A 10913-nucleotide genomic window follows, 5' to 3' on the forward strand; every position below is an offset into this window, starting at 1 on the left:
GAATCGGCCGCCGCCACGCCGCTGGACAGCCTGCTCACCATCATCAAGCCGGCATCCCCACCTAGAGCGAACGGATGTTCTGCACCGGCAAGCGGGCGCCACGACGCGGTTCGTAGGCCAAACCGCTGGCTTCGAGCAACCGAACCACCCGGTGTCGATGCGGGCGCATCGGTTCCAGCAACGCAAGCATGCCGGCGTCGTCGACCGGTCGACCGAGCAGCGTCCAGCCGATCATCTTCGGAATGTGGTAGTCGCCCACGGATACGGCGTCGGCGTCGCCGAACGCGCGTTGCGCGGTCTCAGCCGCCGTCCACACCCCGACCCCGGGCAGCGACATCAGCGCCGCCCGCGCCTTTTCCGGCGGCATCGACACCAGCCGCTCCAAGGACGTCGCCCGCTGCGCGCATCCCACGACCGTCCGGGCCCGCCCCGGGTCGACATTGGCCAGATGGAACTCCCAGGACGGAATTCGTCTCCACACGTCCGCCGCAGGAGGAACCCGCATCCCCTCGGGCGCCGGTCCGGGCGCAGGCGTGCCGTATTTGGTCACCAACACCCGCCACGACCGGAAGGCGTCGGCGCCGGGCACCCGTTGTTCGATGATCGCCGGGATGAGCGCCTCCAACACCTGACCGGTGCGGCCCAGGCGGAAATGCGGTAGCCGGCGATATGCGGCGGCGACGGTCGGGTCCTGCGGCGCGAAGTCCGACGGATCGTCGTCGGCCCCCAGCATCGCGGGCAGCATGTCGAGGAACTGCGCGGCGCCGTCGCCCCAGGCCAGGCATTCCGCCGCGTCGGGAGCTACCCGGCGGATCCGTGCGGTGACCGGGCCGCTGGCCAGCAGGGCGGTCCGCCATATCGTGCCGTCCCCCGGAACCCGGAAGCACGGGTCACCGCGGCCGCGGCGTAAGGGCGCCAGGGTATGCCCGAAGCTGGCAGCTCCGGGAAAGGTGACTACCGCGGCCAAGCCTTTCGCGGGCCCGTTGATTGACCCCAAACTATCTCCCGATACAGGATGGCGATGTGACGACGCCGTTCGACGACCCGCAAGCCGAACTGGCGTGGATGTTCATGCAGAGTATGTGCGAGGGTGGCGACCTCGACGAAAGCTTCGAACTGCTCGCCGAAGACTTCACCTACTGGAGCATCACCACCCGCAAGGAGTTAGACAAGGCGGCCCTGCGGCAGGCCATCGAACGGCGCAAACAGGTCTTCGAGGTCAACATCGAACTGTTGCGGTGCGTCAACGAGGGTGAAACCGTCGTCATCGAGGGGGAGGTGTACGGCGTCTCCGGCGAAGGCGTCAAGTACAACAGCCCGTTCGTGTGCATCTTCGAAACCCGCGACGGGCTCATCACCAAGATTCGCGAGTACAGCGACACACAATCGTTGGCCGAGGTGTACCCGTAGCGCTGCAACGCTCTAGGCGACAACCTTGATCTCGGCCTTGTTCGGGTAGAACGCAACGTGACCAGCGATCGCCGCGACCGCGGGATAGGGCGTCTCGTAGGTCCAGATCGCGTCTTCCACGGTCTCGCCCCCCGAGGTGGTGACGCTGTAGTAGCTGGCCTCGCCCTTGAACGGGCAGTAGGTGCTGGTATCGGTGCGAGTCAATACTTCTTGGACCACGTCGTCGAGCGGAATATATTGCACCGCAGGCAAAGTGGCCTCCCGTAGCTCGAGGGCCGACGTGGTGTCGGCGACAAGTTCACCGTTGACGCGGACCTGTACCCGCCCTTTGGTGGGTTCGATGGTGATCGGGTGTCCGGCGCTGGGCTCTTTGATTTCCGGGTGGCTCATGATGTGTGCAACGCGCCTCAGCGCTCGACATTCCCGTCCTGAGATCCGTCTCGCCCGAACGCGTAGCGATGGTATTGCGCCATGGTTCGCAACACCGGTACCGCGCCCATCGCCCGGCCCAACCAACGCATCGCCGGTGACACCAGGTTGAAAGTGTCGCTGTCGAACACCGATTCCCAGGCCAGCAAACGCACGCCCGGTACCGCGTCGAGGATGTCGGATGGCCCGTCGATCCCCCAGTGCAGCTTCGAACCAGAGCGACGGACCACGCTGTTGATCACTTGAGTGCGGATCCCGAAGGTATTGAACGCATCGAATTGCAGTTCGCCGGACGGGAATTGGTCGACAACTCGGCGCAGTAACGTCAGTCCGTCACGCTCGGTCAGGTACATCGTCAGGCCCTCGCCGAGAAACAGCGCGGGACGGTCGGCCGGGATTTCCGCCAGCCACGCAGGGTCGGTCACCGATGTCGCAAGCAACCGGTAGTTCTCCCGGCCGGGGTAGACCCGTTCGCGCAGTTCGATCACTTCGGGGTAGTCGATGTCGTACCACCGCACCCCCGGACCAGGATCGAGTCGGTACACGCGGGCGTCCAGGCCGCACCCCACGTGCAGTACCACCGATTCCTCGTGCACCGCCAAGAACTGACGCGTCCAGCGGTCGAAGTGCGCCGTGCGGATCGCCACCGAGGGCGCCCGTCTGGGGGTGATAGTCGTTGCGCGCCAGTCATAGTCGATCTTCGCCACGGCGGCTTTGGCGTACTGGTCGCCAAGAATCGGGTGCTCGGCGTCGGCATCGAGCGCTTTTGCGTACAGCGTCGCGAGCATGGTCGCGGGCGGCCCGTTCAGGTCAACACGAACACGGTCCACTGACGCGAGCTTAACGAACTCAGTCTGACGGTGCTGCCGCTCGTTTCTTGCCGTTTCGCATCGCGAGCCAGAAGCGGGCTGCTGCGCGGATCGACTCCTCCACCGGACGAGGTTGCCAGCCCAACTCGCGGACGGCCTTGCTGTGGTCCACCGGGGCCTCGGCACGCATCATCCGCACCGACTGCAGGCTGAGTTCGGCATCCTTGCCGGTGACCCGGGCGCGCACGCTGCCGAACGCGCCAAGGGCATACAGCACGGGCACGGGAATCGACCGCCGCGGCGGTGGCACCCCGGCCTCGTCGGCCGCGATCCGCACGACGTCGTTCAGCGCGATCATGCGCTCGGAGATCAGGTACTTCTCACCATTGCGGCCGCGTTCGGCCGCCAGGATCATGGCCCGGGCCGCATCGTCGACACCGACCACTTCCAGCTCAACGCCGTTCATCAGGAACGGCAACTTGCCGAAGACCGCGCCGGCGATGAAGGCACCGTGCGGGGTGCCGCCCCAGTCGCCAGTGCCGTAAGTCGTGGAAACGCACATGGCGACGGCGGGCAAGCCGTGCTCCGCGACGTACCGCATCACCAAATCCTCGGCCTGGACCCGGGATTGGACGTAGGGAGTGACCTTTCGATCCGGAGCGATTCGGTCGGCTTCGGTCGCCACGTGCCCATGCCGGCGATCCACCGTCGCGTAGGTACTGGTGAAGACGAACCTGCGCAGGTCGGCATTTTTGGCGACGTCCAGAACGTTCCGGAGGCCTTCGACGTTGGTACGGAACAACGGCGACGGGTCGCGCAGCCACGCGCGGGTGTCGACGACGCAGTAGTACACGTCGTCGCATCCGGCCATCGCCTCCCGCAAGGTGGCCGTGTCGAAGACATCGCCGTGGAAGCGGGTGACCTCGAGATCGTCGATGGCGCGCGTGTTGGCGTTCGGGCGCACCATTGCGCGCACCTCGTTGCCGTCTTGCACGAGCAAGCGGGTCACGTGCGAGCCGAGAAAGCCGTTGGCGCCGATGACCAGTTTCGGTTTGGCGGTCACTGCGCACCGCCGTACTGCTTGAGAAACCGCGCGGCGTCGTCATCGAGGTTGCCGTGCTCCTGGGCTATCCGGCACCACTTCAGCGCGGCCTGCACGAAGCGCAGCGGGTTGTAGATGTCTTCCTGCTGACGCCACAGGCCGTCGCCGGCATAGGTGATGATCGAGATGTTGGTCGCGGTGATCACGCTTCCGTCGCCGGGATCACGCATGGGGTTGTCGAGTTCCATGATGATCCGCCCGGTGGGTTCATCGATGACCGACCAGAGCGATGGAAACGCCACCATGTGACTGCCCGGAAACGCGGTCATCGTCCGCTGGATCCAGGTGCGTACCTCGTCGCGGCCACGCATGGTGCCGGCGGCGTGTTCGATGTACAGGACGTCGGGCGTGTAGTGCTGCACCCAGGCGTCCCAGTCATGGGTTTCGGCCGCTCGCGCGACCGTTTCCTCGAATTTCGCGAAAGCCGCCACCAGTTCGCTGCGGGGGAATTCCGGGCCACTCACGCGCCGTTACACCTCACGCGCGGAGTGTAGCCTGGGGCCAGATTCGGCCCCGGGGCCGGTTAGGAGGACTCGATATGGCATCTGCTCAGAACGGGACCAAGAGGGCGATTTTGGCCGGCGGTTGTTTCTGGGGCGTCCAGGAACTGATCCGCAAGCAACCGGGGGTGGTGACGACCAGGGTCGGCTACACCGGCGGCGACGTCCCCAACGCGACCTACTACAACCACGGCAATCACGCCGAGGCGGTTGAGATCAGCTACGACCCCGCGGTCACCGATTACCGCACGTTGCTGGAGTTCTTCTTCCAGATCCACGACCCGACGACGAAGAACCGGCAGGGCAACGACCGCGGTCCCAGTTACCGGTCGGCCATCTTCTACGTCGATGAAGAGCAGAAGCGAATTGCGTTGGACACCATCGCCGATGTCGACGCGTCCGGCCTGTGGCCCGGAAAGGTGGTCACCGAGGTCACCCCGGCCGGGGATTTCTGGGAGGCCGAACCCGAGCACCAGGACTACCTGCAGCGTTACCCGAACGGCTACACCTGCCACTTCGTGCGGCCTGGGTGGAAGCTGCCGCGGCGGGCTCAGGTCTCCAACTGACGGCCCTGTAAATCGCAGGCTCGGCGAGGGGACTGAGCCGACGGCGTGTCAGCGGCGGTGCACGACGACGCGGCCGCCGTTCTTCGGGATGAAGGCGACGCCACGGTTGTGCCAGCGTTCCCCCGGCGCGTCCGTGGTTTCAAAGGTGAAGTCGCGCAGCACCGTTCGCAGCACGACGTCCATCTCCATGTTGGCGAAGGCCGCCCCGACGCAACGCCGGGTCCCACCGCCGAATGGAATCCATGCTGCGGGGTTCGGCCTGGTTCCGACGAAACGCTGCGGGTCAAATCGGTTGGGGTCGGGGAACATCTCGGGATTCATGTGGATCTTTGAGATGCAGGTCATGATCGAGTAGCCGTGGGGAATGCTCCACTCGCCAAGTTGATATACCGGTGAATGCACCTGGCGGGCGGCGAAATCGATCACATTGCCCACGCGCTGGACTTCAAGGATCGTCGCCTGGCGCAGCTCGCTGCCACCGGTGTCAACTTCCTCGGCCAGCGCCGTCAGCACCTCCGGGTGCCGGGTAATCCGTTCGAAGGCCCAGGCCAGCGTGGAAGCCGTGGTCTCATGGCCTGCGGCCAGCAAGGTGAGCAGCTCGTCAGCAATGTCCTTGCGCGACATGACCGAACCGTCGTCGTAGGTGCTGCGCAGCATCAGCGCGAGCACGTCGGTGCGCTCCTCGAAGTTCGGATCAGTCCGTTCACCCGCGATCAGCTTGTCGATGACGTTGTCGTACTGACGCCGATAGTTGTCCAGCCGACCCCACGGGCTGTAGCGCCCGTAGTTGCGCTTGGTCTGCGGCATCAGTGCCATCCGCGAGCCCAGCGTGACCCACGGCGGGATGATGCGGCGCAGCTCGTCCAGCTCCGCGCCGTCGGCGCCGAAGATCGCGCGCAGGATGGCGTTGAGGGTGATGCGATTCATCGACGGCAACGTTTCAAACGGCTGCCCCTCGGGCCACGTGGCCGTCTCCCGCAGCGTCTCTTCTTCGATGACGACCTCGTACTTCTTCATCGCCTTTCCGTGGAACGGCGGCGCCAGGAGCCGGCGGCGACGACGATGATCGTCCCGGTCGAGGGCGAACACGGATCCAGAGCCGAACAGCCGGCTCAGATTCGGCTGAATGTTGCCCAGTTCCTCGGGGCTGGTGGTGAATATCTGCCTGGCCAGCTGCGGCTCGCAAACCACCACAACCCTGCCGAAGACGGGGATGTGCACCCTGAACACGTTGCCGTGGCGGCGGACCATGCTGTCCATGAACCGGCGGCGCATGATCCCGAATCCGATGCCCTGCAACAGTTTTGGCCCTTTGACCGCCGGTGGCAGCCGTACGGCGGGGGCGGTCAGTACTTCGCTCATCGCGTCGGTGCTCATCGCGTCAGTGCTCCAATTCCTCCCCGGGCCCACGGGGTGGTACCACGGCGTACCGCAAGCCTTTCTCCGTACGGTACTCTGTAGTACCAAACCTGACAACCAATTTGGCCGAAAGGGGCCTCGGACGTGACGGCTGTGGCTGGTGACGCCCTTCTGGCTGAGCCCGATCCATTTCGGCAACGCCTCCTCGACGGCTTGGCCACTTCGATCGATGAGCGTGGCTATCGCGCCACCACCGTCGCCGACATCGTTCGGCACGCGCGCACCTCCAAACGCACGTTCTACGACCAATTCTCCAGCAAAGAACAGTGCTTTTTAGACCTCTTGCTGTTCGACAACCAGAAGCTGGCCAGCGGCATCCGAGCGGCCGTCGATCCCGAAGCCGACTGGCAGCAGCAGATTCGGCAGGTGGTCGAGGCGTTCGTCAGCCATATCGAATCCCGACCCAGCCTGACTTTGAGCTGGATTCGCGAGCTTCCGTCGCTCGGCGACATTGCCCGCCCCGTGCAGCGACACGGCACCCAGCTGCTGACCGGGTTACTGATCGAACTCAGCGCCAGCCCAGGGTTCCAGCGGGCAAAGCTGCCACCGTTGACGGTGCCGTTGGCGGTGATCCTGCTGGGCGGTGTGCGTGAGCTGACCGCGATGGCCGTCGAAGACGGCCGACCCGTCCGCGAGGTCGTCGAACCCACGGTGGATGCGTCCATCGCATTGCTGGGGCCCCGCCATGAAAAGCACTAGGCTCGGATGGCATGCGACTTTCGACTCGGAACCAGCTCACGGGAACCATCACCCAGGTTGACCTCGGCAGCGTCATGGCCGTCGTGAAGGTGCGCCTCGATGGCGGCGACCAGATCATCACCGCATCGGTCACCAAGGACGCCGCCCTCGAACTGGGCCTCGCGGTGGGCCAACCCGCGACGGTGTTCATCAAGTCGACCGAAGTGACGGTCGGCGTCGAGTAGTACCCCGTGACCGCCACCATGCGGGCCGAGCGCTTCTACTCGGACACCAAACGGGTTGAGCTGGAAGATGTTCCGATTCCAGAGCCAGGTCCGGGCGAGGTTCTGGTCAAAGTCGCCTTCTGCGGAATCTGTCATTCGGACCTGAGTCTGATCAACGGCACGTTCCCGCCGCAGGCACCGGTGGTGACGCAGGGCCACGAGGCGTCGGGCACCATCGCGAAACTGGGGCCGGACGTGACGGGCTGGGCCGAGGGCGACCGGGTGGTCGTCGCTGCCGGTCGGCCATGCCAGGCCTGCCCGAACTGCCGGCGCGGCGAGCTCAGCAATTGCCTGCGAATCAAATTGATGGCCTTCGCCTATGACGGCGCGTGGGCGGAATACACGGTGGCGCAGGCGGTGGGACTGACCCGAGTACCGGACAACGTGCCGCTGGAGCAGGCCGCGATTCTGGCTGACGCGGTGTCGACGCCGTTCGGCGCGGTGGTTCGCACCGGCAAGGTCGCGGTAGGAGAATCCGTCGGCGTATGGGGTGTCGGCGGCGTCGGAACCCATATCGTCCAGTTGGCCCGTTTGGTGGGCGCGGTTCCGGTGATCGCGTTCGACATCAACCCCGCCGTGCTGGAGCGCGCGCTGGAACTCGGCGCCGACTACGCGTTCGACACCCGTGACGAGGGACTGCCCGAAAAGGTCGCCGAGGTCACCGGCGGTCGCATGCTGGACGTGGCGTTCGACGCCGTCGGCCTGAAGGTGACGTTCGAACAGGCCCTCAACTCTGTAACCGTTGGCGGCCGGTTGGTGGGTGTCGGGATGAGCGCGGAATCCCCGACCGTCGGACCCACCGCCATGTTCGGGCTGACGCGCAAACAGGTACTCGGTCATCTGGGCTATCAGAACGTCGACATCGAAACCCTGGCCAAGCTGGTTTCGACTGGGCGCCTTGACCTTTCGCGCTCGATCAGTGACATCGTCGCCCTCGAGGACATCCACCGGGGCATCGAGATGCTGGAACGCCAGCAGGGCAATCCGATTCGGATCCTCGTCAAACCGTAGGAAACTTGCGCACCCGGTCCAGCACCAGATCGGGGCGAAGACAGCGCAGCGGCTAGGCCAGGAACCGCTCGACGTATCCCGAGAAGCGCGCCCGCAGGTCGTCTTCCTGCAGCCCGAACATCTCGTATGACGTTGCGACACTGCCCAATCGACCGCGCCGGTGGCCGCCCAGGTAGTCGGCGATCGCCGCCCGTGCCTCGTCGGTGAACTTTTCATCGGCGAGGGCGTACACGCGCTTGGCAATGCCGACTTCGTCGGCCATGAAGTCGTCGAAGCGGATGTCGATCGAACGGTCGTCGCCGATGATGTCGCGATCACGGACCAGCGCGTTGAGCATGCGCTCGAGCCGGTCGACCCAGTACTGCGCGATCTGTGCCACCGGTACCGGCGAGCGGTGCATGCGGGCGGAGTAGGTGATCATCGCGATCATGGACAGCGCGACGGGGACCGGGTCGCGGTGAGTGAAAATCACTATGCTGTCCGGGAATACGCGATCGAGCACCGGCACCTGCTCGAGATGCTGGGGCGACTTCAACAGCCAGCGATCCCCACCACGGAGGAACTGCATCGCCTGCAGTTGGGTGGCCAGGTGGCGGTAATGCGGGGTCTGGTCGTGGGCCTGGTAGTAGTCGCGCCATTGCGGCACATCGGCGAGCGTCTCGAAGTACATCGTCGAGAAATCGTTGGCCAGCAACTGAATTTCTTCGTGCACGTGATCGGTGGTCATCTCGTGCATGAGCGCGAAATGCGGCATCACGGTGTTGATCACGCTCACCGCGACGTCCATGCGCGCGCGTCGCGGATCCGGCTCGACGCCGACCTCTGACGGCAACGGGAACGGTTCCACGCTCTCCCAGTACGGCATGGTGCGGAAGGTCGGTGCCGCGGCCAGGAGATTGTGCAGATGCGTGGTGCCCGTGCGGGGCAGCCCCGCGATCACCAGCGGGGCGCGCAGTTCGATGTCATTGATCTCGGGATGCCGGCGCAGCAGGTCGGTCAGCAGCAGTCGGTTCTTGAGCAACTGCAGCAACTGACCGTAGAAGTTGACGATCCCCGCGTCGTGCAGATCGCCGATGTTGCGCAGCGCTTCGAGGTAGACGTCGAGACGCTCCCGATAATCCGTGGGTCCGAAGTCGGAGAGCCCGGTGTCGGCACGGGCCCGCTCATGCAGCGCGTCGGCGTCCAGCGGGCACAGCGGGGCCATCGTCGCCATCATGTCGAGGATCTGTTTGGCCTCGGGGCTGAATTGCGGTTGGGCTAGGTCTTCCAAGCGAACGACGTCGGTCACGCCGACTTATGTTACCGTCAGTTACGTAATGGTTGTAGACTTTGGCCGACCTCGCGACCCGCGTATCGACGGAGCCGTACTCTCCGCAACGGTCGAACTGCTGGCCGAAACCGGCTATCGGAAGCTTTCGGTGGCGGCAATCGCCAAACGCGCCGGGACCAGCAAGCCCGCCATCTACCGGCGCTGGCCGAGCAAGGCACACCTCGTGCACGAAGCCGTGTTTCCGATCGGCACCGCTACCGAGATCCCCGGCGGCGGGTCGCTGCCGGAGGATCTGGCCGAGATGGTGCGCCGGACCATAGCCGTTCTGACGACGCCCGCCGCCAGGGCGGCCCTGCCCGGGCTGATCGGCGAGATGGCGTCGGACCCAACCCTGCACTCGACTCTGTTGGAGCGTTTCTCGGGCATTTTCGCCGGCGGCCTTTCCGACTGGCTCGACGGCGCCGTGGCCCGCGGCGAGGTCCGTCCCGACGTGCGCGCCACCGACCTAGCCGAGACGATCGCCGGCCTCACCTTGATCGCCCTGCTTACCCGCGGCGCCGAACTCGACGACGCCTGGGTCGATCGGACCACCACGTTGCTCCTGAAAGGAATCAGCTCATGACGCACGAATCGACGGCCGCATGGCAGGAGTTGCTGGCCACCCTGGGCGACCTCGACCGCTCCTTCCTCGAGGGCGACCGCGCGGTGACCGATGACCGGCACATCGCCGACGGCTACCGCATGCTCGCCACCACGTTGGGCGTCGCGTTCGACACCTACCTGTTCACCGAGCCGGGGCGGCCACAGTTCGTCGCGGTGAACACCCCCTTCCGCCGCGACCGTCGCTGGGGTGGCGACAACACCGATGCTCACTACTTCATGTGCCCGGTGGATCCGAATCGGCGGTACCGAATCAGCGGCAACAAGGGTGACAGCGTGTACTTTTCGGTCACCGCCTACAACGAGCCGGCACCTGGTGCGTGGTCGGATCGCATCGTTGCGATCGTGCGAGACACCGATCTGGACATCGACGCCGACGGCAACTTCTCGTTCGAATTTCCGCCGACGCCCGACGCGGCCGTGTTGATGACCCGCGACTACCAGGCCCACCCGCTGACCGGGCGGCCGATCGTCTGGAACATCGAGGCGCTCGACGGACCGGAGCCCATCCGCCACGGCGACGCCGAGACCGCCGCCAGACTGCGAGCCGCCGCGGCCTGGGTGCGGATGATGTTTGCCATCGTGCCGCTACCGGTCGGTGCGCGCGCCGACCAGCCGAAGTTGGCGTCGGGCACTTGATAAGGGCCGGCGAATTGGTTTGCAGTATGTGCGATTTCGTGTCCCAATCCATGCTGGTCGTCGGCGCGCGCACCGCCCGGTAGCGGCACGATGGCAAACATCATCCGCACCCAGGCCGCGGCGGCTCGCAGTCTGG

General features: G+C 65.3%; 12 protein-coding genes and 3 pseudogenes. 7 read left to right on the forward strand and 8 right to left on the reverse strand.

Going from position 1 to position 10913, the window contains the following annotated elements; genetic code table 11:
* Nucleotides 1–61 precede the first annotated feature (61 nt).
* Complete coding sequence (locus tag BST27_RS03960) at nucleotides 62–988, reverse strand: DNA-3-methyladenine glycosylase family protein (protein WP_139805006.1); 927 nt, start codon at nucleotides 986–988, stop codon at nucleotides 62–64.
* A 92-nt stretch (nucleotides 989–1080) separates the two neighbouring features.
* On the opposite strand from BST27_RS03960, the pseudogene BST27_RS03965 reads away from it, so the two are divergent.
* Nucleotides 1081–1350, forward strand: a pseudogene (locus BST27_RS03965) (nuclear transport factor 2 family protein); the annotation flags it as partial.
* Here the strand turns inward: BST27_RS03965 and BST27_RS35230 are convergent.
* The 5 genes and pseudogenes from BST27_RS35230 to BST27_RS03985 form a co-directional block, all read right to left on the reverse strand.
* A pseudogene (locus tag BST27_RS35230) lies at nucleotides 1339–1386 on the reverse strand (hypothetical protein); the annotation flags it as partial. The pseudogenes BST27_RS03965 and BST27_RS35230 overlap by 12 nt on opposite strands.
* Nucleotides 1387–1422: 36 nt before the next feature.
* Entirely contained in the window at nucleotides 1423–1800 is a 378-nt protein-coding gene (locus BST27_RS03970) for a DUF427 domain-containing protein (protein ID WP_069417709.1), read from the reverse strand.
* Nucleotides 1801–1817: 17 nt separating this feature from the next.
* Nucleotides 1818–2627 carry a class I SAM-dependent methyltransferase gene (locus BST27_RS03975; protein WP_069417840.1) on the reverse strand — a complete coding sequence of 270 codons (810 nt, stop codon included), beginning with the start codon at nucleotides 2625–2627 and terminating at the stop codon, nucleotides 1818–1820.
* 61 nt (nucleotides 2628–2688) lie between these two features.
* A complete protein-coding gene (locus BST27_RS03980; RefSeq protein WP_069417710.1) occupies nucleotides 2689–3711 on the reverse strand; it encodes an NAD-dependent epimerase/dehydratase family protein in 1023 nt (340 codons plus the stop codon).
* Nucleotides 3708–4214, reverse strand: coding sequence for a nuclear transport factor 2 family protein (locus tag BST27_RS03985; RefSeq protein ID WP_069417711.1), 507 nt, complete (start codon nucleotides 4212–4214; stop codon nucleotides 3708–3710). The genes BST27_RS03980 and BST27_RS03985 overlap by 4 nt, the downstream gene beginning before the upstream one ends.
* 74 nt (nucleotides 4215–4288) lie before the next feature.
* Between BST27_RS03985 and msrA the strand changes: the two genes are divergently transcribed.
* A complete protein-coding gene (gene msrA, locus BST27_RS03990; protein ID WP_069417712.1) occupies nucleotides 4289–4816 on the forward strand; it encodes a peptide-methionine (S)-S-oxide reductase MsrA in 528 nt (175 codons plus the stop codon).
* A 48-nt stretch (nucleotides 4817–4864) separates the two neighbouring features.
* Here msrA and BST27_RS03995 read toward each other — a convergent pair whose 3' ends face one another.
* Nucleotides 4865–6178 (reverse strand): cytochrome P450, encoded by a 1314-nt coding sequence (locus tag BST27_RS03995; protein WP_069417841.1) that lies wholly within the window; start codon nucleotides 6176–6178, stop codon nucleotides 4865–4867.
* 141 nt (nucleotides 6179–6319) lie between these two features.
* Between BST27_RS03995 and BST27_RS04000 the strand changes: the two genes are divergently transcribed.
* Genes BST27_RS04000 through BST27_RS04010 form a run of 3 tightly spaced genes read left to right on the forward strand, consistent with a single transcriptional unit; the run spans nucleotide 6320 to nucleotide 8208 of the window.
* Nucleotides 6320–6934, forward strand: coding sequence for a TetR/AcrR family transcriptional regulator (locus tag BST27_RS04000; RefSeq protein ID WP_069417713.1), 615 nt, complete (start codon nucleotides 6320–6322; stop codon nucleotides 6932–6934).
* Between the two features lie 11 nt (nucleotides 6935–6945).
* Nucleotides 6946–7158, forward strand: a complete 213-nt coding sequence (locus tag BST27_RS04005; RefSeq protein ID WP_069417714.1) for a TOBE domain-containing protein — start codon at nucleotides 6946–6948, stop codon at nucleotides 7156–7158.
* A 6-nt stretch (nucleotides 7159–7164) separates the two neighbouring features.
* Nucleotides 7165–8208 carry a zinc-binding dehydrogenase gene (locus BST27_RS04010; RefSeq protein ID WP_069417715.1) on the forward strand — a complete coding sequence of 348 codons (1044 nt, stop codon included), beginning with the start codon at nucleotides 7165–7167 and terminating at the stop codon, nucleotides 8206–8208.
* Nucleotides 8209–8260: 52 nt separating this feature from the next.
* Here BST27_RS04010 and BST27_RS04015 read toward each other — a convergent pair whose 3' ends face one another.
* Complete coding sequence (locus BST27_RS04015; RefSeq protein ID WP_069417716.1) at nucleotides 8261–9496, reverse strand: sulfotransferase family protein; 1236 nt, start codon at nucleotides 9494–9496, stop codon at nucleotides 8261–8263.
* Nucleotides 9497–9524: 28 nt separating this feature from the next.
* On the opposite strand from BST27_RS04015, the gene BST27_RS04020 reads away from it, so the two are divergent.
* Nucleotides 9525–10100, forward strand: coding sequence for a TetR/AcrR family transcriptional regulator (locus tag BST27_RS04020; RefSeq protein WP_069417717.1), 576 nt, complete (start codon nucleotides 9525–9527; stop codon nucleotides 10098–10100).
* Nucleotides 10097–10750 (forward strand): annotated as a pseudogene (locus BST27_RS04025) (DUF1214 domain-containing protein); the annotation flags it as partial. The gene BST27_RS04020 and the pseudogene BST27_RS04025, both read left to right, overlap by 4 nt.
* Nucleotides 10751–10913 lie beyond the last annotated feature (163 nt).

Source organism: Mycobacterium intermedium (assembly GCF_002086275.1).
In the GTDB taxonomy this organism is placed as follows: domain Bacteria; phylum Actinomycetota; class Actinomycetes; order Mycobacteriales; family Mycobacteriaceae; genus Mycobacterium; species Mycobacterium intermedium.